The organism is Paenibacillus sp. NPDC058367 (genome assembly GCF_042723305.1).
Taxonomy (GTDB): domain Bacteria; phylum Bacillota; class Bacilli; order Paenibacillales; family Paenibacillaceae; genus Paenibacillus_AQ.
The window spans coordinates 1,891,006-1,914,610 of record NZ_JBHXIZ010000001.1; the positions used below are offsets into that span (position 1 = coordinate 1,891,006).

At 45.0% G+C, this 23,605-nt stretch carries 23 protein-coding genes; 8 read left to right on the forward strand and 15 right to left on the reverse strand.

Annotated features, from left to right (window positions below):
• Window positions 1-18: 18 nt before the first annotated feature.
• Together ilvN and ilvB are read right to left on the reverse strand one after the other, a co-directional pair.
• Window positions 19-507, reverse strand: coding sequence for an acetolactate synthase small subunit (ilvN, locus tag ACFWMP_RS08135; protein ID WP_170880323.1), 489 nt, complete (start codon window positions 505-507; stop codon window positions 19-21).
• The gene (gene ilvB / locus ACFWMP_RS08140) at window positions 504-2,246 is read right to left on the reverse strand and encodes a biosynthetic-type acetolactate synthase large subunit (RefSeq protein WP_042125091.1); all 1,743 of its coding nucleotides are present in this window, start codon (window positions 2,244-2,246) and stop codon (window positions 504-506) included. The genes ilvN and ilvB overlap by 4 nt, the downstream gene beginning before the upstream one ends.
• 590 nt (window positions 2,247-2,836) lie before the next feature.
• On the opposite strand from ilvB, the gene ACFWMP_RS08145 reads away from it, so the two are divergent.
• On the forward strand, window positions 2,837-3,283 hold the full coding sequence (locus ACFWMP_RS08145; RefSeq protein WP_042125089.1) for a GNAT family N-acetyltransferase: 447 nt from the start codon (window positions 2,837-2,839) through the stop codon (window positions 3,281-3,283).
• A 22-nt stretch (window positions 3,284-3,305) separates the two neighbouring features.
• Here ACFWMP_RS08145 and ACFWMP_RS08150 read toward each other — a convergent pair whose 3' ends face one another.
• From ACFWMP_RS08150 to ACFWMP_RS08170, 5 genes are all read right to left on the reverse strand, one after another.
• Window positions 3,306-3,659, reverse strand: coding sequence for a hypothetical protein (locus ACFWMP_RS08150; protein ID WP_042185715.1), 354 nt, complete (start codon window positions 3,657-3,659; stop codon window positions 3,306-3,308).
• Between the two features lie 200 nt (window positions 3,660-3,859).
• Window positions 3,860-4,816: an ABC transporter permease gene (locus ACFWMP_RS08155; RefSeq protein ID WP_042125085.1), complete on the reverse strand. Its 957-nt coding sequence runs from the start codon at window positions 4,814-4,816 to the stop codon at window positions 3,860-3,862.
• Complete coding sequence (locus tag ACFWMP_RS08160; RefSeq protein ID WP_042125082.1) at window positions 4,817-5,890, reverse strand: ABC transporter permease; 1,074 nt, start codon at window positions 5,888-5,890, stop codon at window positions 4,817-4,819.
• Window positions 5,883-7,421, reverse strand: a complete 1,539-nt coding sequence (locus tag ACFWMP_RS08165) for an ABC transporter ATP-binding protein (protein ID WP_042125080.1) — start codon at window positions 7,419-7,421, stop codon at window positions 5,883-5,885. Before ACFWMP_RS08165 ends, ACFWMP_RS08160 begins: the two co-directional genes overlap by 8 nt.
• Before the next feature lie 179 nt (window positions 7,422-7,600).
• Complete coding sequence (locus ACFWMP_RS08170) at window positions 7,601-8,656, reverse strand: BMP family lipoprotein (protein ID WP_042185713.1); 1,056 nt, start codon at window positions 8,654-8,656, stop codon at window positions 7,601-7,603.
• Window positions 8,657-8,963: 307 nt separating this feature from the next.
• Here ACFWMP_RS08170 and ACFWMP_RS08175 point away from each other — a divergent pair, with 307 nt between their 5' ends.
• Window positions 8,964-9,506 (forward strand): acyl-CoA thioesterase, encoded by a 543-nt coding sequence (locus tag ACFWMP_RS08175; protein ID WP_042185711.1) that lies wholly within the window; start codon window positions 8,964-8,966, stop codon window positions 9,504-9,506.
• Window positions 9,507-9,644: 138 nt separating this feature from the next.
• Here ACFWMP_RS08175 and rplT read toward each other — a convergent pair whose 3' ends face one another.
• The 4 genes from rplT to ACFWMP_RS08195 form a co-directional block, all read right to left on the reverse strand.
• Entirely contained in the window at window positions 9,645-10,004 is a 360-nt protein-coding gene (gene rplT, locus ACFWMP_RS08180) for a 50S ribosomal protein L20 (RefSeq protein ID WP_042125073.1), read from the reverse strand.
• 31 nt (window positions 10,005-10,035) lie between these two features.
• Window positions 10,036-10,236 (reverse strand): 50S ribosomal protein L35, encoded by a 201-nt coding sequence (gene rpmI, locus ACFWMP_RS08185; protein WP_036679507.1) that lies wholly within the window; start codon window positions 10,234-10,236, stop codon window positions 10,036-10,038.
• Between the two features lie 60 nt (window positions 10,237-10,296).
• Complete coding sequence (infC, locus tag ACFWMP_RS08190) at window positions 10,297-10,794, reverse strand: translation initiation factor IF-3 (protein ID WP_042125071.1); 498 nt, start codon at window positions 10,792-10,794, stop codon at window positions 10,297-10,299.
• Window positions 10,795-11,073: 279 nt separating this feature from the next.
• Entirely contained in the window at window positions 11,074-12,312 is a 1,239-nt protein-coding gene (locus ACFWMP_RS08195) for a glycosyltransferase family 2 protein (RefSeq protein WP_042185708.1), read from the reverse strand.
• Between the two features lie 403 nt (window positions 12,313-12,715).
• Here ACFWMP_RS08195 and ACFWMP_RS08200 point away from each other — a divergent pair, with 403 nt between their 5' ends.
• Both ACFWMP_RS08200 and ACFWMP_RS08205 read left to right on the forward strand, forming a co-directional pair.
• Window positions 12,716-13,243, forward strand: a complete 528-nt coding sequence (locus ACFWMP_RS08200; protein WP_042185706.1) for a phosphatase PAP2 family protein — start codon at window positions 12,716-12,718, stop codon at window positions 13,241-13,243.
• A gap of 49 nt (window positions 13,244-13,292) precedes the next feature.
• Window positions 13,293-14,408 carry an MGDG synthase family glycosyltransferase gene (locus ACFWMP_RS08205; protein ID WP_081382712.1) on the forward strand — a complete coding sequence of 372 codons (1,116 nt, stop codon included), beginning with the start codon at window positions 13,293-13,295 and terminating at the stop codon, window positions 14,406-14,408.
• Between the two features lie 84 nt (window positions 14,409-14,492).
• Here the strand turns inward: ACFWMP_RS08205 and trmB are convergent, their stop codons facing one another.
• Window positions 14,493-15,209, reverse strand: a complete 717-nt coding sequence (gene trmB, locus ACFWMP_RS08210) for a tRNA (guanosine(46)-N7)-methyltransferase TrmB (protein ID WP_379422977.1) — start codon at window positions 15,207-15,209, stop codon at window positions 14,493-14,495.
• A gap of 196 nt (window positions 15,210-15,405) precedes the next feature.
• Complete coding sequence (locus ACFWMP_RS08215) at window positions 15,406-15,591, reverse strand: hypothetical protein (RefSeq protein ID WP_042125061.1); 186 nt, start codon at window positions 15,589-15,591, stop codon at window positions 15,406-15,408.
• Window positions 15,592-15,914: 323 nt separating this feature from the next.
• Between ACFWMP_RS08215 and mnmL the strand changes: the two genes are divergently transcribed.
• The 4 genes from mnmL to ACFWMP_RS08235 are packed head-to-tail and all read left to right on the forward strand — an operon-like array spanning window position 15,915 to window position 19,466.
• Window positions 15,915-16,871 (forward strand): tRNA modification radical SAM protein MnmL/YtqA, encoded by a 957-nt coding sequence (gene mnmL, locus ACFWMP_RS08220; RefSeq protein ID WP_379422980.1) that lies wholly within the window; start codon window positions 15,915-15,917, stop codon window positions 16,869-16,871.
• On the forward strand, window positions 16,871-17,473 hold the full coding sequence (gene mnmM, locus ACFWMP_RS08225) for a tRNA 5-(aminomethyl)-2-thiouridylate-methyltransferase MnmM (protein WP_379422982.1): 603 nt from the start codon (window positions 16,871-16,873) through the stop codon (window positions 17,471-17,473). Before mnmL ends, mnmM begins: the two co-directional genes overlap by 1 nt.
• A 46-nt stretch (window positions 17,474-17,519) precedes the next feature.
• Complete coding sequence (locus ACFWMP_RS08230) at window positions 17,520-18,488, forward strand: type I phosphomannose isomerase catalytic subunit (protein ID WP_042185697.1); 969 nt, start codon at window positions 17,520-17,522, stop codon at window positions 18,486-18,488.
• 27 nt (window positions 18,489-18,515) lie between these two features.
• Window positions 18,516-19,466 carry an alpha/beta fold hydrolase gene (locus ACFWMP_RS08235; RefSeq protein WP_379422985.1) on the forward strand — a complete coding sequence of 317 codons (951 nt, stop codon included), beginning with the start codon at window positions 18,516-18,518 and terminating at the stop codon, window positions 19,464-19,466.
• Between the two features lie 310 nt (window positions 19,467-19,776).
• Here ACFWMP_RS08235 and ACFWMP_RS08240 read toward each other — a convergent pair whose 3' ends face one another.
• On the reverse strand, window positions 19,777-21,684 hold the full coding sequence (locus ACFWMP_RS08240; RefSeq protein ID WP_379423562.1) for a B12-binding domain-containing radical SAM protein: 1,908 nt from the start codon (window positions 21,682-21,684) through the stop codon (window positions 19,777-19,779).
• Window positions 21,685-21,700: 16 nt separating this feature from the next.
• Complete coding sequence (gene recQ, locus ACFWMP_RS08245; protein WP_076284133.1) at window positions 21,701-23,536, reverse strand: DNA helicase RecQ; 1,836 nt, start codon at window positions 23,534-23,536, stop codon at window positions 21,701-21,703.
• Window positions 23,537-23,605 lie beyond the last annotated feature (69 nt).

A 23,605-nucleotide genomic window follows, 5' to 3' on the forward strand; every position in this document is an offset into this window, starting at 1 on the left:
AGTCGCAAAATAAACTATTTAAGAGTTGCCACGTACCATAGCCGTAACACCTGTGCGAGACAGCTCTCTGATTCCATAAGGCTTCAATAGCTCGATCATCGCGTCAATCTTCTGTGTCTCCCCAACTACCTGCACCAGTATAGTGGTGCTGCCGATATCGACAACTGAAGCACGGAAAGTCTCAACTACACCCAAAATTTCCGGACGCTCACTTGGATCAGCATTCACTTTAATCAGAGCCAGCTCGCGTGCAACCATAGGCTTAGCTCCAAGATCAACAACTTTGATAACATCAATTAGCTTATAGAGCTGCTTCTCGATTTGTTCAAGGGTATGCTGGTCGCCAAGAGTAACGATAACCATCCGGGATAATCCAACCTCTTCGGACTGGCCGACTGTAATACTCTCAATATTAAATCCACGGCGACCGAACAAGCCTGACACCCGTTGAAGCACACCTGGCTGGTCATTTACGAGTACAGAAATCGTATGTCTTGTCACTGTTATTCATCCCCCATCAGCATATGATCGATGGTTGAACCTTGAGTTACCATCGGGTAGACATTCTCGTCTTTTGGAACAACGAATTCTACCAATACTGGACCCGGTGTTTCCAGAGCTTTCTGCCATGCATCACGTGCTTCTTCCTTATTCGTCGCCCGTAGACCTTTTACACCATAGGCCTCAGCCAGCTTAACGAAATCCGGACTACCTGCAAGGTCAGTATAGCTATAACGTTTGTCATAGATAAGATTCTGCCATTGGCGAACCATTCCAAGCACTTGATTATTAATAACAACGATTTTGACAGGTATATTGTTAATCGCACAAATCGCCAGCTCTTGGGAACACATTTGCATACCGCCATCCCCGTTAATCGATACTACCAACCGTTCAGGATGTGCCATTTGCGCACCGATAGCTGATGGGAATCCGAAGCCCATCGTTCCAAGACCACCTGAAGTAATCCATGAACGCGGATGATTGAACTTGTAATATTGTGCTGCCCACATTTGATGCTGGCCAACGTCCGTAGTAACAATCGCTTCACCATTAGTGGTGTCATTAATCATTTCAATAACCCATTGTGGTTTAAGCTCTGTCTCCGAATCTTTATACCGAAGTGGCTGATCAAGCTTCGACTGCGCGATATGCGTTCTCCAAGCATCAGCCTTAGATGCACGGCCAACCTCAGGAATCAGCATTTCCAGTACAGTTTTTACATCTCCAACGATCGGAATATCAGGCGATACATTTTTTCCGATTTCTGCAGGATCGATATCGATATGCACGATCTTGGCTTTTGGCGCGAAGCCGTCCAGCCTACCCGTAACACGGTCATCGAAGCGGGCACCGATATTAATGAGCAAATCGCATTGCTGAATCGCATTGTTTGCGGTATATGTGCCATGCATACCTGGCATTCCCATCCAAAGCTCTTCAGCACTTGGGAAGGCTCCAAGTCCCAGCAGGGTTGTAGTTATTGGAATCTCTGTCCGTTTCACGAATTCGAACATAGCCTCATGTGCTCCGGAGTAGATAACTCCACCACCTGCAATGATAATCGGACGTTCAGCAACCTCAATCGCACGAACCAGTTTATCAAGCTGCAGTTTGTTTGGAACTGTACAAGGGTTGTAGCCACGAAGATTTACGGTCTTCACTGGTGTGAACAACGTCTTTGCTGCCGACACATCTTTCGGTATATCGATCAATACTGGACCTTTACGACCGGTATTCGCCACATGGAAAGCTTCATGTATTACGCGAGGGAGATCCTCAACATCTCTTACAAAGTAGCTGTGCTTAGTGATTGGCATCGTGATTCCAGTTATGTCTGCTTCCTGGAAAGCATCTGTACCGATCAGGCTTGAGAAAACGTTACCTGTGATTACGACCAATGGAGTGGAGTCCATATATGCTGTAGCAATACCTGTTACAAGGTTTGTTGCGCCTGGACCCGAGGTTGCGATACACACCCCTGGTTTGCCACTTGCTCTAGCATAACCGTCAGCTGCATGAATCGCTCCTTGCTCATGACGTGTTAACACGTGATTGAAATCCGTAAAACCGTACAATGCATCATAAATGTACAATACAGCTCCACCTGGATATCCGAATACTGTGTCTACACCCTCCAATACAAGGCTGCGGAGTAGTATTTCCGAACCGGTAATAACTTCCGGCTCCATCCATTTTTCTTTTAGCTGCTCTGTAGACCGTAATTCCGGTATTTGCGCGCTCATCAGTATTCCTCCTCCGATATTTAACATTCATTATGCAAATGACGGACCGTCCTCTATACATCAGCAAATAGTTATTTATAAAACAAAAAAACCTTCCGCCTCCCACGCACAGTATTAGCGCGTGAGGGACGAAAGGTTGATCTTCCGTGGTACCACCCATGTTTGCATTACATCTCGCGATGCAACGCCTTATCAGGTATACAAAAATCCATCGATGTAGGCAAGGGCCCTAATCTCTGTAACCTGAAGTCCGTAACGCGGACTAAACGATTCCCCCTAATAATTCCACCACTCTAGCCAGTGGACCTTTCAGGGAAACAGCTCCGAGGTGAGCTCGTATATAAGGGATTTCGGTGGAGGTTGCAGCAAATCCTCACACTCTCTGAGCAAAAGAGCCCTTAAAACTTCGTCCTCATCATTGCCGATACATGTATGTTCGTTAAAATGTTTAGACACATTATATGATTCCTATCACGGATAGTCAATACCCTTATTTTTAAAATCGTCACAACTCCTGCTTCTACCCTCTCGGAACGCCTGCCCCTCTCCCAACATATGATGTACGACAATGCGTGGAAAGGGGACGCTCTATGATTCGTTATCGTCGACCGAAGCAGGATGACGTTGTTATTTTTGATTTAATCGAGCGACAGCTCGTTCCATTATCTCATCTGCCGCAAACTGAAATCACTAAAATCAAAAAGGATTTACCCCGTCGTCTAGGACACGGAATCACACTTGTCACCTGTCCCGACTATGAAAGCGATCCAAACGGGTTTGTCCATTTCTTGCTGCATGGTGATTTACTCTACATCGATATGCTAGCCATTGCACCAGATGCTCGGCGAAAACACTTGGGAAATATGCTTATGGATCGGGCAGAAAGATTTGCACTTTCTCGCGGTTGTCATCGTTCTAAGGTATCTGTCGATCTAGGGAATGCAGCAGCGCTAGCCTTTTATCGAAAATTGGGCTACAGCGTAGCCCGTTATCAATCGCTAAGTTTTTGTTACGAGCTTGAGAAACGATTCTCCTAGCCAAAGCAGCACTTATCGGAACTCAAAAGAATCCAAAAGGTGAATATGGTGTGCCTCCGTACCCATAACCTCCATAAGGAGTTCCATATCCGTAACCGCCACCATAAGGTGAAGCTCCACCATAGCCTCCTCCATAGCCTCCTCCATAACCTCCACCATAAGCATAAGGGGCAGTACCAATGGCGAGCAAATCAAACAACACTAATGGAATGATTGCTTTAGTTTGTACTTTTTTACCACTTACACGTTGCAAAATAAGACGATTTCCTGATACACGAAGCAGCTTTCCTGTAACCTGTGTGCCATCTTTTTTCACAGCGATGATCTGTTTACCTATGAGCCTCATAACCTGCTTTTTCGTAACTGGCTTAGTCATAATATCCCCTCCAAAAAGTTTTGCATGCCTCTGATTCCCACCATCTTCAAAACAGTTTATTCGCACAAAAGTACCTTCGCCTGTACACTTGCCCTTACCTCTTAATGTTTATCCATATCGATCCTAACAAAAAAAGCCGTATCTCCGGAAAAGTCCGGAAATACGGCTTGATAATGATATAAGCAAAAAATCGAAAAGATCTAGCGTTTACCAGGATCGTAAGGCTGACCTAATGCCTTAGGAGCAGCGGAACGACCTACAGCACCCACCAATACAATGATCGTTAATACGTAAGGAATCATAAAGATGAACTCTTGTGGTATGTCCTTTGACCATTCAAACAATTGTACGTAGTTACGGATCGCTTGAGAGAATCCGAAGAATACAGCAGCGCCAAAGGCACCAAGCGGATTCCACTTACCAAAGATCATCGCTGCAATAGCGATAAAACCTTGACCTGAAATCGTATTATGCCCAAAGGTTCCAGTTGTAGTTAGAGTGATTGTAGCACCACCGATACCAGCCAGCAATCCACTCAGCATTACGCCGATATATCTCATCCGCTTCACCTTGACCCCTAAGGTGTCTGCAGCACTAGGATGTTCACCTACTGCGCGTAAACGCAGTCCAAATGGCGTTTTAAACAAAACGAAATAAATAACAATAACCAGCACAATGGCCAGATAAGTGGTCGGATAGGAATTAAATATCCCTTCACCGATCACTGGGATTTTGGAGAGTCCAGGAATTGAAACCTTGTTAAACCCATCGATTAGTGGAGTTTCAGCAGATCCATCAAACAGCAGCTTTACCATGTAGAGCGTACTGCCTGCGGCTAAAAAGTTAATAACCGTACCACTGATCGTCTGATCCGATTTAAAGGTAATAGCTGCAACTGCATGAATTAGTGAACCAATTACCCCGACGGCCATAGCACATAGTACGCCAATCCAAGGAGCCCATTCACCCATCCCAGCATCTTGAGCATAATAACCGCCTACTGCTGCGGCAAAAGCACCAAACATCATCAAACCTTCAAGTCCAATATTTACGACACCGGAGCGTTCAGAGAAGATGCCGCCAAGTGAGGCAAAAATGAGCGCTGTGGAAAAAACAAGCGTTGTATTAAGCAGTTGACCTAACGTCTGCAGATCCATCTATAACACCTTCTCTTTCTTGCGCTTGAAGTAAAAGGGCTTAAGCACCCAGCGCACAATCCCTTGTGCCGCAATAAAGAATATGATTGAACCTATAACGATACGAATAAGCTCTGGAGGAACATCTGCAGCAAAACTCATTCCTGCAGAACCATAAGTCAACGTACCATAGAGAATCGCAGCAAGAACAACACCAAGTGGGTGTGTTAAACCAAGTAGAGCTACTGCGATACCATCAAAACCATATCCTGGTGATGCCGCGAACACAGATTGATAATGGAATACACCCAGTACCTCCCCTGCTCCGGCCAACCCTGCAAATACTCCACTTATGAACATTGCTTTTACAACGTTACGGCCAACATTCATACCTGCGTACTCGGCAGCATGAGGATTGTAACCAACAGCACGCATTTCATATCCTTGCTTAGTCTTCCATAAGTAAACATAGAAGAATACTGCTGCGGCAAGGGCAATAGCTGTTCCCCAGTGCAGACGTGCATTGTCAAATAACGAATTCAAAAACGTCATAGAAAGTGAAGCTGGAATATCCTCGGAACGATTCTGTCCCGGGAGTAACAGAAATGCTCTTACAATATAATTCGACAAGTACAGAGCAACCCAGTTTAACATGATCGTGGTAATAACTTCATTAATCCCACGTTTGGCCTTCAAGTAGCCGGCGATGCCAGCCCACAGACCTCCACATAACCCCGCTATAATAACAGCAAGCGGAACCAATATGAATCCTGGCAAGGCTGCAAATTTAATGCCCACCACGGTCGCAGCTGTCATACCAATCATCACTTGTCCGTCTGCCCCGATATTAAACATCCCTGAACGGAATGCAAAGGCTACGGCTAAACCAGTGAGCATTAATGGCGTCATTTCGCGCACGGCTTCACCAAAGTTGTACAAGTTACCAAATACACGTGAGAACAGTGCGGAGTAAGCAGTTATCGGATCATAACCACCCATAAGCATAACTATTGCTCCCACAAGAAAACCAAGTACGATGGCGACAAGAGGAACGATATAGCTGTCAGTTGTGAAGATTTTTTTGAACTTATTCAACTGCCTTACCTCCCCGCTTCAAGCTGCCTGCCATCATAAGACCCAGTTCCTGGTCATTCGTATCCTGCGGGAACACTTCACCGACAATTTTGCCTTCATAGATAACAGCAATTCTGTCTGATACATTCATAATCTCGTCCAATTCAAACGAAATGAGCAATACAGCTTTTCCTTGGTCACGCTGTGCGATAAGCTGCTTTTGAACAAACTCGATAGCCCCAACATCTAGACCACGTGTTGGTTGTGCTGCAATAAGTAATGTCGGATCTTTATCTATTTCCCGAGCAATAATCGCTTTCTGTTGATTTCCGCCGGATAGAGAACGTGCTTTGGTCTGAATTGAAGGTGTACGCACATCAAATTGCTCCACAAGACCTTCAGCATATTTATCAATGACATCATTTTGCATAAAGCCATTTTTGTTATATGGACTCTTATAGTAAGTTTCCAGAACCATGTTCTCACTTACTGAGAAATCAAGCACCAAACCATGCTTATGACGGTCCTCTGGAATATGAGACACATTCATCTCCGTAATCTTACGCGGGGATAAATTAGCTATCTCGTTCCCGGACACCTGAATAGAACCAGAATCAATTTTACGCAGACCTGTAATGGCCTGAATCAGTTCACTCTGTCCATTGCCATCTACACCAGCTATTCCGAGAATTTCTCCGGCTTTCACATCAAAGCTAAGGCCGTCCAGCACTGAGACACCATCTTTACTCTTGCTGTTCACATCCTTCAGCTCGAGTACAGTTTTGCCAACCTCAGGAGCCTTCTTATCTACCTTGAAGGTTACGCCACGTCCAACCATCTTCTCAGCTAGTTCATTCGGATTAGTCTCTGCGGTATTTACGGTATCGATTACTTTTCCGCGTCTAATAATGGTGACCCGATCAGATATTTGCATAATTTCTTTAAGCTTATGCGTAATCAGGATAATAGATTTTCCCTCTGCAACAAGCCGCTTCATAATCGCCATCAATTCCGTAATTTCTTGAGGCGTAAGTACTGCAGTCGGCTCATCAAATATGAGAATATCCGCTCCGCGGTACAGGGTCTTCATAATTTCTACCCTTTGCTGCATACCTACAGAAATGTCATGAATAACGGCATTTGGATTCACTTGCAGGCCATATTGCTCCGATAGCTTCCGAACCTGTTCCGCAGCGGATTTATAGTCAATTTTAAGACCTTTCTTCGGCTCCATCCCAAGAACAATATTCTCGGTTACCGTAAAAGGTTCCACGAGCTTGAAATGCTGATGCACCATACCAATACCAAGCTCAATCGCTTTATTGGGATTATCAATTATAACCGGTTTCCCGTCGATTTCAATACTACCTTCGTCCGGTTGATACAATCCAAACACGATATTCATTAGGGTTGATTTACCTGCACCATTCTCACCGAGCAATGCAAGAATCTCACCCTTTTTTAAGGTCAAGCTAATGGAATCGTTAGCAACAATACCAGGAAATCGTTTTGTGATTTGCTTCAACTCTACGACAGGAGCCGCAGCACTCATGGAATCACCCTCATCACAGAATATATAACTACCATGCAGACACGGATGTACCGCCCTTTTCAAGACGGTATAACTGTGTCCAACTTATCATAACCAGTGCTTTAACAAGGAATAAGGCCAGCACATAACCGGCCTTATTCTTTGTTGCTTATTGTAATCCGATAAATAAAAGGGAGATCTTACTCGGTAGGAACTGTAATTGTTCCATCAATGATTTGTTTTTTGTAATCTTCAACTTTAGCCAAGATCTCTTCAGAAACGTTAACTTTAGATGTATCAGAGATACCTACACCATTGTCTTTCAAACCAAGAACAGTTGTAGTACCACCTTTGAAAGTACCATCGATTACTTCTTTGGAAACCTTCTTCACAGCTTCGTCAACGCGTTTGATCATAGAAGTCAAAGTTACGTCCGTACCAAATTCAATGGATTGGTCTTTGTCTACACCGATAACCCATACTTTAGCACCGCCAGCTTTGTTACGGGATTTAGCTTCGTTAAATACGCCATTTCCTGTTGCACCAGCTGCAGGGAAGATAATGTCATTACCATCGTTATACAATGTAGCTGCAAGAGATTTACCAGTATCTGGCTTGTCATATGCACCTGCATAAGTAATTGTAACTTTAGCGTCAGGCTTAACTGCTAATACACCAGCTTTGAAGCCTACTTCAAAACGTTTGATTACTGGGCTTTCCATACCGCCGATAAAAGCTACTTTGTTAGTTTTTGTAGTCAAACCAGCAACCACACCAACCAAGAAGGAACCTTCGTTCTCAGAGAAAGTAACGGATGCTACGTTAGGAGCATCTACAACGCTATCGATAATTGCCAAGTTAGCATTTGCGTTCTCACCAGCAACCTTTTTAATTGCGTCGCCAAGATCAAAACCAATACCCCAAGTCAAGTTGTAGCCATCTTTAACAAATTGGTTAAGGTTTGGCTCATAGTCAGCGTTTGATTTACTTTGCAAATATTTAACGGAAGAACCTGTTTCTTTTTCAAGAGCTTGTAATGCTTCCCATGCGGATTGGTTAAACGATTTATCGTTTACGCCTCCGATGTCAGTAACCATACCAAATTTGAAATCAGATTTTGCGGCATTTGTTCCGCCATTTGTTCCTGCATTAGTCTCGCCATTTGCAGCATTCTTAGCGTTGTTGTTTCCGCAACCGGCCAATACTACTGTGAATGCCAGCAACATTACAAGAGATAGCTTGAAAACTTTTTTCATTGAATGTGATCCCCCTTAAAATATTGGATGTCATCTGTGTTCTACTTGGACATTCCATAGATCAAATTATAACTGCAATAAAATCTAAAATCCAGTCCATAAATGACCTCAGGTCAATAAATATTTGTACTTTTTCGTAAGTAACCGCTTTCCATGACACGACATGTTATCATCATGTTTGAATGATGTTAGAAAACCTTATTTTACTTTGTATAGTATTCCAACACATTACAAATATTATTGCACACTTATGTGTTTTCTATTATTATGATTGCTTAGTATTTGCACTGAAAGGAAGTTATCAGATATGACCGATGAAAAAAATCCACAAACGATGCCAGCTTTTAAATATTGCCGTGAATCCCGTGTCTTCAAAACCGGACGCGTTTTCCCTAATGATGTTAATAATCACAAAACATTGTTTGGCGGTAAGCTTATGAGCGGCATTGATGAAGTAGCCTCCATCTCAGCTATGCGCCATTGCCGTGCTAATGTCGTTACAGCCTCTACAGACTCTGTTGACTTCTTGAGGCCCATCCGACCTACAGACTCCGTATGCTTCGAATCCTTCGTTTCTTGGACCGGACGTACAAGCATAGAGGTATTCGTAAAGATCATTTCAGAAAACTTATATACGGGTGAGCGCGCCGTCGCTGCCACTTCATTCCTTACCTTTGTTGCAGTTGGGGAGGATGGTACTCCCACTCCAGTTCCTGCCATAATCCCAGAAACCGATGAAGAGAAATTGATCAGCGAATCAGCTAATGAACGTTCTGAGCTACGTAAAGTAAGAAGAACCATCAGTAAAAAGCTCGCTGCCGAGCTCAATACTGTAAAGTACTGGGAATAACTCTGCATTAAGCAGAGTTTTTTCTCGTTTTTTTACGGCAGAGAAATCATTTCCTCATTCTATATACTTCATACCACACAAAAAAGCACCGCTGCATGGGCAACACGCAGGCGGTGCTTTTCGATTATATTACAACACTTACGCGTTGATTTTCTCTTTGGCAATACCAGCCAAGGAGTTGAATGCGTTAAGATCGTTTACAGCCAGATCAGCCAGCATCTTACGGTTAACTTCTACACCAGCCAATTTCAGGCCGTATACAAGCTTGCTGTAAGAAAGACCGTTCAAACGAGCTGCTGCATTAATACGAACGATCCACAGTCTGCGGAAGTTACGTTTAGTTTGACGACGGTCGCGGTAAGCGTAAACCATCGATTTCATTACTTGTTCTTTAGCTGTTTTAAAAATGCGGTGCTTAGAACCGAAATAACCTTTTGCCAATTTCAATACTTTTTTATGTCTACGACGAACTACAAATCCGCCCTTAACTCTTGCCATATTAATAAACCTCCCAAAAATGTGTGATAAACTATTTCAAGTTAGCCAATCCTTGTTTCAAACGTCTTACATCCCCAGGGGCCATTACTGGATTACCGTTCAGAACGCGCTTAGCGCGTTTAGATTTGTGGGACAGCAAGTGGTTTTTGTGAGCTTTGTAACGTGTTACTTTACCAGTTCCGGTAATTTTGAAGCGGCCTTTCAGGCTGCTATGTGTTTTCATCTTAGGCATGGTGTTTCCTCCTTGAATATTATGCGGCGCCAAATTGCATGTAAGCAAGTGACTCCAGATTTATTGGGCTTTAGGAGCCAAGATCATAATCATGCTGCGACCTTCCAGCTTAGGCTGGCGCTCAACAACAGATATATCAGCCACTTCGTTCTTAACACGCTCGAGGATTTTCTGGCCGATATTCGCATGTGTAATCTCACGTCCGCGGAAACGAACGGAGCACTTTACTTTATCGCCTTCACCCAAGAACTTGATCACATTGCGGAACTTGGTTTGATAATCATGTTCCTCAATGTTAGCACGGAACCAGACTTCCTTGATATCAACGATCTTCTGGTTCTTACGGGCTTCCTTCTCTTTCTTCTGCGTTTCATAACGGAACTTGCCGTAATCCATGATGCGGCATACCGGCGGCTTAGCCTGTGGTGCTACATTGACTAAATCTAGATTAAGATCGATCGCCATTTGCAACGCTTCGCGGATCGGTTTAATTCCGATTTGTTCACCTTCCGCACCAACCAACCGTACCTCTTTGGCCCGAATTTCATCATTGATCATATGTTCCTTACTGATAACTCTCCACCTCCGGATCTTTTTAACAACTATACTGCCTTACTCCATAAAAAAGGGGTGCCGGTAACACCCGACACCCCGTGTTTGATCAACGTTCATGAACATTAACATTCATAAAGCATTGAGATCAAAACCAGCCGGCGAATATGCCAGTCAGGTGAGAAGCAGGTGCTTCTTCTTGCAATCCCTATGATTTGCGTACTTGAATACTATACACCACTCCAAACGGAGTGTCAATTCTTTTATTCAATATTCTTAAATATCTTATACCTGCTTGCTTTGCACTTCTTCAAGTCTTACGACACGCGTATGCTTGGTATGGCTCCATTGCTTGTTGTTCTGCGTGAAGAACGCATAGAACGTAATAGGATACCAAGAGATCAGGTAAATTGGGAAGAACACCAGATAAGCGTACACCTTCTTAAATTTAACCTTCTCCAAAGCCATCGCAATCCCAAAGGTCACCAGATTCAAACCGATCGCAAGGAAACCGAGCCAGACTGGCAAGCTGCCGTAAATATTAGCAATATTCGGTCCGTTAAAAAGGGCCATATCCACCCACATTACCGCCGTCATCAAGAAGGTGAGCAAAACAATGTACACATTTGCTCCGTAAAGCGCAAGGTCAAACTTCGTTAAGCTACGTTCTTTAATACTTTGCCAAAGTAATGGGAAAAAATAACGACGAGCTACAGTAAAGTGTCCTTGCATCCAGCGCAGACGCTGTCTTGAAGAGGCCTTGAAAGTTAGAGGCTTCTCATCAAATACCTTTGCGTCATAGTTGAACTTAGGATATACACCATGAGATGCACTGCGCATCGTAAACTCCAGATCCTCAACTAAGCTTGTAGCTCCCCAGCCCATCTCTTTAAGGAGATTGGTCTCGAAACACATTCCTGTTCCGCCAAGGAAGTTCGCCATATTCAAATTATGGCGTGAAAGTTGCCACAAACGGTTAATATACCAATACGACACACCATACGCTGCAGTAATCCAGGAATCTTCTGGATTCTTGGTGTCAATATAACCTTGAATAACACGCGCTCCTGAACAAAGATCATTATTCATCTCCATCAGGAATTCAGTATGTGCCAGATTATCGGCATCAAACATTACAACTGCGTCATATTGACGCTGCATGCCCCAAAGCTCCTTGAGCATCCATTCAATGGCATAACCTTTACCACGTAGATTCGGGTTAGTACGGACACAAGCGTTCATTCCGTGCTCTCTAACGATGCGAGCTGTGCCATCTGTACAATTGTCACAAATTACAAATACGTCAAACAGTTCTGAAGGATAGTTAAGCTGCTTCAGGTTCTCCATTAACGCGCCGACGACTTCTTCCTCGTTATGTGCAGCAACAAGTACTGCAAATGTTTTTTCTGGCTTATACTTTGTCTTTGTCTTTTTCTTGTGCAGACCAAATAACGAAAAGGTAAACTGATATACTGCGATTGCTGCCAAGATCACTTGGAGCGTAACAAACAGTGCGTCTGTCATGACCTTTTGATGCCCCCTTTTTTCACTCTCGGTGTTCTTTTTTTTCTCTCTAGCTTGCTTGACGTTCCTTCTGACCCTTTTGTTGCATCCCTTAACAATAGACCAAGAGTATTCTTATTCTAGGCAGACTTCACAATTTTTATATGTGTTGTTTAAAAGAATTGTATGGATTCCATTTATTTGGATCCTTATTTATCTCTTACCCTTTTAAACATGTTTAGTCCGCTTGAATCATTGTACGGCGTTAGCGGCTCTAAGTCAAAACTAGCAAATTTCTAGCAAAACTGAGCTTTTCCTTGAAATGGACTACCTTTAAAAAGTATGATTAAGACAGATCTAATGCTAAAGAACGGACTGCTCATAAGCACCTGTTATCGGTAGCCGACTGGCGGAGGGACAAGATATGAGACATTTATTCATGAAGCTACATCTCTGGGAGCGGCACCTTTTTAAGTGGATCAACGGTCGAATGCATAATCGTTTTCTGAACTTTTGGCTCTTCTATCTCACTCATTTGGGTGGAGCTACAAGCACAATTGTTATCAACATACTGATATGGGCATTTGCTCCTCAGCCATGGAGAACCGCTAGCCTGCAAGCAATGACGGCTCTAGCTGTTAGCCATTTGCCCGTTGCTGTCGCTAAAAAACTGTATCCACGCATGCGGCCTTATCTGGCGTTACCGGATACGAACACATTTCGTAATCCATTAAAGGATCATTCCTTTCCTTCTGGTCATACTACAGCTATCTTTGCTTCAACGGTCCCATATATGGTAGCATTTCCTGCCTTGACCGTTATTCTGCTGCCGCTGGCCTGTATTGTTGGGTTTTCACGCATTTATCTGGGATTACATTATCCATCTGATGTCTTTGCAGGCTTAGTGATCGGAACCAGTGTTGCAGCGGGCACTATAGCCTTATGGATCTGAAGTATATATGGTTAAACCGGGAAAACCTTTGAGAATAGGTGAATCAAAATTGCAAAAAAAAAGAATTTTAATACTCTCAGAAGGCTTTGGAGCAGGACATACTCAAGCAGCTTATGCGCTGTCGAGCAGTCTGCGCCAACTGTCACCTAATTTACAAACGAAGGTGCTAGAACTTGGGAATTTCCTTAATCCCAAAATGGCACCCATTATTCTGTCTGCTTACCGTAAGACGGTAACGACTCAGCCAAAGCTGATGGGGTACGTCTACCGTCACCAGAAATCATTTAATCGTCTTACCACGCTTGCCCTGCATCGTATATTTTATACGCATACCAAAAATGTTGTAATGCAGTTGAAACCTGACGTTATTGTCTGCACACACTTCATTCCGGGTGCTGTAGTATCTCGTCTTAAGAGAGTGGATCCTACCCTAAAGATGCCTCTCGTAACTGTTATAACGGATTATGACGCACATGCCAGTTGGATCAGTCCAGAGGTAGACCGTTATCTGGTATCAACACCAGAGGTTAAATCCAAATTGCGTATGCGAAACATTCCTTCTGCAAAAATTCAGGTTACTGGGATACCCGTACACCCTAACTTTTGGCAGCATCCTGGAAAGCAGGAGATTCGACAGCAATTCAATCTCAAGGATATGCCAACGGTACTAGTCATGGGCGGCGGCTGGGGGATCATGAACGATCAGGTTGTAAATGCCTGTCTGGCGGAATGGCGAGAGAAGATTCAGATTGTTTTCTGTCTCGGCAAGAATGAAGAGCTGCTTCAGGAAATGAAAGAAGACTCACGTTATAATCATCCTAATATATCCTTGATAGGCTTTACGCGAGAGATTGACAAGCTGATGGAGGTGTCCGATCTGCTCGTCACGAAGCCGGGTGGAATGACCTGCAGTGAAGGGCTCGCTAAAGGAATACCGATGCTTTTCTATAACCCTCTGCCCGGGCAGGAGGAGGAGAATTGCCGCTATTTTACCGCAGCAGGTTTCGGAGAGCCGATAGAGTCTTTAGACGTAGTCGTAATGTGGATGGAACGTCTATTAAACAACTACGAGGATGTGCAGAATAAGCGAAAACTTCATCTTGAGGAAATCGCCCGTTACCACCCATTGCAATGTGCTCAGAGCATTATCGAATTATTGGAATAGTTAATTTAAATGCGGCAGCCTCCAAACCACTTGGAGGCTGCCGCTTTATTATTGAAGCACATCTTTTGGAGTAGTGCTTTGTAACTACAACCGATATTTGTCCAAACGGGTAGCTTGATACTGCTTGAGCGCTTCCGTACCTACAATGGCCTCACAACGATGGATATTCACGCCACGTCCGACAAATTTCGTCTCGTATTCCGTCATAATATGATCCTCATTTATGATGCCGTCCGCATGTAGGTCTAACGAGATATTTTTCATCTGTAGACCAAAGTCCGCAAATGCATTTAATGAGAATTCAAATAGGCTTCGAGAATCTGTTTTCAAATGAATTTCACCTAAGTCGCTTAGCAGCCCCCGATATTTGTCAAGAAAACGCGGGTGTGTCAAACGACGACGAGCATGCTTACTCTTTGGCCATGGATCACTGAAGTTAAGATAAATTCGTTCCAGCTCTCCTGGAGAAAATACTTCCTCTGCATAATCAATATTGGCGAGTGCCAATTTCAGGTTGGGCGGCGTCTCATGACCTGCCGGCTCCCATACTGCTCTAGCCTTATCTCCAGCACGGCGGATCAGCTCATCATACATATCAACGCCGATAAAATTAATATCGGGATATTTGAAGCTCATTTGGCTGATAAACTGTCCCTTGCCCATTCCGAACTCCACATGGATCGGATGATCATTTCCGAATAGCTTGGACCACTCACCTTTATAACTCCGAGGGTCAAGAATGACTAGATCGGTCTGTTCTTCCAAACTTTCACGTATTCCTTTTCTTCCGCGTAAACGCATAGGTATTCCTCCGATTATCTCTTATACGATAACTGTCACTTGCAATATTGTGCCGAAATTGTCCCGAAAAGTAAAGGGATTGGGGTAAAAAAGAAAAAGGAATTCTCTGGCTCAGCTCTTAAATGAGCTATCCAGGGGAATTCCTTCGTTGTGTATATTTGGAATTAAGGCTCATTCTTGTCCGGTAGATTAGGATCTACTTTGTGTTTGAGCTTGTGGCAAATGTCTTTTTTTCGAATGCGCTGCGAATTTTACGCTGTGCATCTGTCTTGATCTTAGGGTTGCCGTTAAATTCCACACCTGTTAGTGCAAGGGCTTCATCTGGCGTTAAGTGGACTTCAATCGAATCTTTACCCTCAGCATATACCGTTTGAGAATTCATTGCTATCACCTCACGGTTATTATTATGGATCGGACGACACGAAATTATGAACTCCTGGCTGAATTTCTTTAAGCCACAGCAGCTTTTCACACTCTGAATATAACATACTATGTAAGCATTTTCAAGTTGAAAGCGCCTTACTTTCGGCCTATTTTTCATGCCAGTACCGGGAGTGAATGTTACGCCGAGCTCTGTTTTTTGATACAATGTATTGGATTATAAGAAACGGCTGTGTATTCTTTTATAAAGGATGCCATCCGTCTCAGAAAAATATAAGGATAAGGATACTTATCTATGTTTATATTTTCAGAAAGGGGCTCCTCGTGTCTAATCTTCAATACACTACTCCTCCGCAGCTTTGGGGAGATAAACGTTTTCATACCTGGAATTACGAAATGCGTGAACATTTGAACACCAAGGTATTCAAAGTTATGCTTGATGCAGGCTTTACCTGTCCCAACCGTGACGGCTCCATCGCTAAAGGTGGTTGTACTTTTTGCAGTGCCAGAGGTTCTGGTGATTTTGCGGGAAGTCGCCGAGATGATCTCGTCACCCAATTTAATAATATCCGTGACAAGCAGCATCTAAAATGGCCAAACGCTAAATACATCGGATATTTTCAGGCCTATACGAATACGTACGCTCCGGTCGAAGAGCTTAGAGAATATTTCGAAGTGATTTTACAGCAGCCAGGTGTCGTTGGACTATCTATTGCTACACGGCCTGACTGTTTGCCGGATGATGTTGTCGAATATTTGGCCGAGCTAAACGAGCGCACGTATCTGTGGGTAGAGATGGGTCTCCAAACTATACACGATTCCACTTCTGAGCTAATTAACCGGGCTCACGACAGCCAGTGTTATGTAGATGCTGTTGAGAAGTTGCGGCGTCACGGCATTCGTGTCTGCACCCATATCATTCACGGTCTCCCACAGGAGACGCATGAAATGATGCTCGAAACGGTATCTGCTGTGGCTCGCATGGATGTACAAGGAATTAAGATTCACCTTCTGCATCTCATGCGTAAAACACCCATGGTGAAGCAATACGAAGCTGGGTTGCTACGATTCATGGAACAGGACGAGTATGTGAAGCTCATTGCCGATTCACTCGAAATTTTGCCCCCTGAAATGATTGTACATCGCTTGACTGGAGACGCTCCTCGGGATCTCTTAATCGGACCGATGTGGAGCCTCAAGAAATGGGAAGTGCTAAATGCCATTGACGATGAGCTAGTTGCTCGTGATACTTGGCAGGGTAAGTATTGGAGGAAGAGCTAATGGGCTTTATGTCCGTTTTAAGCTTTGCTCATAAATTAATCTCTGAGCGGTTAACTTTAGGTGATCGTGCGATTGATGCCACTGTAGGTACTGGTGCTGATACGCTTTTTCTAGCCAAAACAACCGGAGCTCGCGGTGAAGTCTACGGCTTTGACATTCAAGCTGCAGCGCTGAACCTGGCTGAAGAGCGCCTGCGGCTTGCAAGAGAGGAAGCTCCCTCGCTCGCCACCGTCACCTTACTGGAACGTAGTCACGCCGAAATGGCTGAAGCTGTTCCAGCGAACTGGCATGGCACCGTTGGAGCTGTAATGTTCAATCTAGGCTACTTGCCTTCAGGAGATGCCGACAAGAACATCATTACTCAGCCGGACAGCTCCATTACAGCCTTGGAAGCTTCTCTCCAGTTACTGCGTCCAGGTGGGATCATTACGGCAGTTCTTTATCCCGGCCATGCAGGCGGAGATAAAGAAGCCGCTGCCGTTGAATCTTGGGCAGCAGCTGTTTCCCAAAAGGTAGCACAAAGCATTGTTTATCGTCAGCTGCAGCGCACGGATTCACCTTATATGATTGCGCTCGAAAAGAAAAAAGGAAACCCCTCTTAAGCTGTAAGCATCAAACTATTTTATATTTGGGAAGGAAGATGTAGCAATGACTCAACCATATCCTTTGAAATTTCAACCGGAGTTTAAAGAACGTGTCTGGGGAGGACGCGCGCTGGAGAAATTCGGCCTAGATCTACCTGAAGGACATATTGGCGAAGGCTGGATGATCGCCGATCACGCGAATGGAACGTCATCGGTGGTAAACGGAGAGTTAGCTGGTCAAGGCTTAGATCAAATTCGTGAGCAGTTCGGCCATGAATGGTTCGGAAGCAAAGGGATTTCAGAAACGGGTGGAAGATTTCCTCTACTAATCAAATTGTTGGATTGCAACGACAATCTTTCCGTTCAAGTCCACCCTACAGATGATTATGAGGGATTGCCACAAGGTGAACTGGGCAAAACAGAGATGTGGTACGTGTTAGACGCTAAGCCAGGTGCCAAAATCATCTATGGTCTTAAAGAAGGCGTGGATCGTGAAACTTTGCGGGAAGCACTGGAGAAAGGCACCGTTATGGATAGCCTTCAAGAAGTATCTGTCTCTGCAGGAGACTCCTTCTATATTCCCGCCGGAACCGTTCATGCGCTATGTGCTGGTGTCGTTGTAGCAGAGATCCAGCAAAATTCCGACACTACATACCGCATTTATGACTATGACCGTCCAGGCCTGGACGGAAAACCACGTGAGCTTCATATTGAAGATTCACTTAATGTTACAGCTTATGAAGGCGCCGGGGCTACTTCGATGAAGACAGATAACGCAGTCCCTGGAGAGTGGCTGCAACTTGCCGCTTCGCCATATTTTATCGTAGAAAAAGGAATCGTAAATGGTTCATGGGACCTCACCACTACAGAAGACAGCTTCACTATTCTAGTCATCTGTGAAGGCAGCGGACATCTTACTTGGGATGGCGGCTCCCAACCTTATGCTGCAGGAGAATGCTATCTGATTCCTTCCAGTCTCGGCCGTTACGCTATCGAAGGTCATTCTACTGTGCTTCGCTCTTATTTACCATAAGTCGAGAACCTTTAGGAGGAATGGACCATGAAGGAAAATAGCTTTACCCTAACGGATCCCATAGGTGTAAATATCCATGTCTATGAATGGTTACCTGAATCCGATGTGCCAGTTAGAGGAATCGTGCAAATTTCTCACGGTATGTGTGAAACAGCTGTCCGCTATGCTCGTTTTGCGGAAGCATTAACCGGAGTAGGTTATGCAGTATATGTCAATGACCACCGGGGACATGGTAAAACCGCTGGTCAAGTCGATCTGCTTGGCGATGTTGGGGAGGACGGATTCTATTGGATGCGGCGCAATCTGCTCCAGGTAGCAGCCAAAGCACTCTCCAAACATGAAGGTAAGCCCATCTTTCTATTCGCTCATAGTATGGGTTCCTTTCTGGCTCAAAAGCTGATGTGTGAAGAGGGTAACGAAATCTATGCAGGATTTATCCTAAGCGGTACAAATGGTCCTCGCGGTATGCTGCGCCTTGGAGAATCTCTGGCTAGTGCACAGCTCAAGTTAAAGGGTGAACATCACCGAAGTGTACTACTGAACAGCTTAGTATTCGGCAGTTACAACCGTGCTTTTTCTCCCGTAAGAACTGCATATGACTGGCTGAGCAGCGATGATGCGGAAGTTGATAAGTACATTGCCGATCCATTCTGCGGAGCCATTTGTACAACACGCTTTTTCCGTGGTTTTTTCCACCTCCTAAGGGAGATCCATTCCGAGGAATCACTTAGGACATTATGTACAAGTAAGCCCATTTATATATTTGGTGGGGATAAGGATCCTGTAGGGATGAGCGGCCAAGGCATTCCTCGCCTTGCGGAGCTGTACAAGAAACGAGGGATATCGGACGTAGAGTATCGGCTCTATCCAGGAGGCAGGCATGAAATGCTTAATGAGGTGAACCGGGATCAAGTTACAGCCGATGTGCTTAACTGGTTAGAACAGCATCTCCCTTCTGAGGTTACGACTACAGCTTAAAAGAAAACCGTAGGTTTTTTGGATTATTTGAGACAGAGCAGCGATCCTCCCGTTATTAGGGGATCGCTGCTCTTCGTTTTGGGTTGTGAGCAGCTTACATTACTCCTAGCTCCTTTCTTCCCCTCCGCTCCCGGACTCATCTGGCGCTTTTGGCAGCCATTACTATCCCACTTCGTTTTCGGTCTTAGAAGACTTTTATGGCCAATCATCACTTCCCTCCACCACTTGCGAATTCAGAAGACGCTTGCGCATGTAACAAAAAAAGACCGCCCCCAAAGGAACGGTCTTTCCTCCCAACACAATCGCCCTATTACAAAGGCAGCGTATAATACTGAGCGCGTTGGCTCTCGTTCTGCTGATACATTACGATTAGCAGCGTGCGACCTTCTCGAACGGAAGGTGATTCAGCTATGGCTACAGCAGAGCTTGTGGTTTGGACAGACTCTTCTAAACTACTCTCTGTAACTCCCTGTATCAATGACTCAGGAGAAGGTACAGTCCCGTCGTTAGCATCGCCTGCTTCCTCTTCCTCTGAACCCCCATCCGCCCGTAGACCGCTGATGGATTCCAGCACCGCTTCAAGCGAGAACGGTAGCACTTCAAGCACCGTATATTTTTGCAGCTCTCTTTCGCTGAGTCCGGTTTCTGCCAACTGCGCAGAGATTTGACCCGGATTAGCAGCAATATCCCTCAAGTAACTCGACCAATCCGACTTATCCAGCACGAAATCCCACCAGATTTTGCGAGGCTTATACTTGTGTCCTAGGAAATAATCAAGCTTCATTAGCCCAGTAATAATATCCATAGACGGAGTCCCTCGATCTATCAAGAAGGACTGCAAACGGGTAAAGAGATCTTCTAGCTGATGCCCAATCTTTTGCCAGCCTCTCTCCTCCCAGTAGTCACCGAACTCCTGAAAGAAATCAAATGGTGAATCAAACACGTGACGGATCAAGTATTTGGCTGTATGGTCCATCCGGTGGCTGTTCCAGTATTTCTCCAGCACATCCTCAAGCCGCTTCAAACGAATAATATCCGAGAAGGTCATCATATGACTGCTAAGAATTTCGTAAGGGGCATGTTCCATATACGTATACTCATATTTTGCCGCCTGTGCACGCAGACCCGTCCCGCGAAGCATTTTGAGGAATCCAAGTTGCAGCTCTTCTGGCTCCATAACGAATACATCATTAAAGGTTTTGCGGAAGGTGGAGTAATCCTCCATCGGAAGCCCCGCGATCAAATCCAGATGCTGATCGATATTGCGGCTTTCCTTAATCTTCATTACCGTACGAGAGAGCTTCTTGAAATTCTGGCGGCGTTTAACAAGCTCGTTCGTCTCATCATTTGTAGACTGTACACCAATCTCAAATCTAAAGATGCCCGGAGGCGCATTATTCGACAGGAAATCCAGAACTTCTGGCCGCATGATATCTGCTGTGATTTCAAACTGGAACACACAGCCTTGATGATTATCGATCAGGAATTGAAACATTTCCATCGCATAGTTGCGGTTGATATTGAAGGTGCGGTCCAAGAATTTAATGATTTTGGCGCCATTTTCAATTAAGTAGAGTAAATCAGACTTCACTCGTTCAATATCATAATAACGTACGCCTACCTCAATACTGGATAAACAAAATTGACAGTTAAACGGGCACCCACGGCTCGTCTCAAAATAAACAATACGTTTGCTCAGATCTGGAATATCCTCTGGAAAACGATGCGGTGTAGGCAGCGTATTTAGATCGCTTTTGGGACGAGGTGGATTTACAATGATCTCCTCTCCCTTACGATAAGCAGCTCCGTACACAAAATGAAATTTCCGGTCGTCTCTCAGCTCCTGCAACAAATGATGAAAGGTCTCTTCTCCATCTCCGTTTACGATGAAATCAATGCCAGCTTCTCTCTTCATCCAATGCAGCGGCTCATAAGAGACTTCCGGTCCTCCGAGAACAATCGTAACCTCAGGCATCACTTGCTTAAGAATTCCGATCAGCTTGAGCGTCTCTTCGATATTCCAGATATAACAGGAGAAGCCAATCACATCTGGCCGTTTCTGAAACAAGTCGGACACGATATTCATCACGGGATCTTTAATGGTGTACTCCACCAAATGAATATCTTTAAATTCATGCTCACTGTAGGCTTTAAGCAAACGGATCGCCAGTGAGGTATGGATATATTTTGCGTTTAGCGTGGTCAGAACGATTTTCAATGCTACACGACCTTTTCTACATTTCATTTTGAAAAAACTCTAGGAATGCCTTACCATACTTCCGGTATTTCACTTCCCCGACACCCTTTACCCTCAGCATTTCCGCTTCGGTCTGCGGGCAAACCACACTCATCTCACGCAGCGTGGCATCATTAAAAATAATATATGAGGGCACATGCTCACGTCCCGCCAACTCTCGCCGGATCAGACGCAGCTGCTCAAAGACGGTCTCATTGACTGCCGAAGGTGACAGGTCATGCCCGCGACTACGAACTCGCGTACCAGATGCCGCACCTGCTCGTGATGGCCGCGCTACTCGCTGCATGACCTCACGCTGTCCGCGCAGTACCTCAGCAGCCAAAGGCTGGAGCCGCACTACGGGGTATTGTCCTTCAGATAAAGCAAGATATCCCTCAGAGATGAGTACATTGATGCTCTCTGAGATCTCCTTCTCTGTCCGGCTCGACATCGCACCGTGGGTCGGCAGCTTATCAAAACCATACTGCATCACCTTCTGATTACGAGAACCTTTCAGCACAGAAGCCACCAACGCAACTCCATAACGTTCCCGCATACGGTGAATGCAGGAGAATATCTTCTGCGCATCTACGGTCATATCTACAAGCTCTCGTTCATCTGTACATGAGCTGCAAATGCCGCATAACTTGTCCTCATGCTCCTCACCGAAATAATCCAGCTGGGCACTGCGCAAGCAGCGGGTAGTATAACAATAATCAATCATTTGCTGAAGCTTGCGATATTCGTTAGCTTTACGGTCCGTATCCTGTGGATTCTGCTCGATCAGGAACTTTTGGGTCATAATATCCTGCGCGCTAAAAAGCAAAATACATTCACTCGGCTCCCCGTCACGACCAGCACGGCCTGCTTCCTGAACATAAGCTTCCATATTTTTTGGCATATTGTAATGTATTACGTACCGGACATTGGATTTATCAATCCCCATCCCAAAAGCGTTGGTGGCCACCATGACCCGGATATCGTCATAAAGGAAGCCTTCCTGGCTATCTGCCCGCTCCTGATCATTCATACCTGCGTGATAACGGCCTGCCGCTATTCCTGAAGCCTGCAGCCTTTGATATAGATCATCCACTTCTTTGCGTGTAGCCGCATATACAATACCCGGCTGATGAGAATGCGTTGCGGTGTAATCCATGACGAACTCCCGCTTATTCTCTCCACGTAGCACAGACATCGCTAAATTATCTCTTCCGAGTCCAGTCATGAAAATACCCGGCTCGCGCAGACGCAGCAGCCGAACCATATCCTCCATAACCTCTGGTGTTGCCGTCGCTGTAAATGCAGCCAAAATTGGCCGTTCTGGCAACTCGTTCACAAAAGGCGATACCGACAAATAGCTTGTACGGAAATCATGTCCCCACTGAGATACACAGTGCGCCTCATCCACAGCCACACAGGAAATCGCCAGCTCAGCCATCTCCAGACGGAACCAGTCCAGCTCTAGCCTTTCGGGCGCAACATAAAGCAGCTTCAAATCGCCGCGACGGGCAGCCCGAATCCGCTCATTTACTTCTTTCCCGCTTAACGTGCTATTAATAAAGGCTGCCGGAATACCTGCCGTGGTTAACGCATCGACCTGATCCTTCATCAGAGAGATCAATGGTGAGATCACCAGTGTCAGCCCAGGAAGCAGCAGTGCGGGAACTTGATAGCAAATCGATTTCCCACCTCCCGTAGGAAGAATACCGAGTGTGTCGCGACCTTCCAGCAAGTTCTGAACAATCTTCTTCTGACCATCCCGAAAATCCGGATAACCGTAATATTTTTGCAGCTCAGCCTGCGCCTGTTCAATAGTAGGTGCTTGCATCATCATATCTCTCATAACCCCTTAAGCGTTTCTATCTTTAGTTTAGCGGTCAAAAGTGTATTGAGCAACACTCCT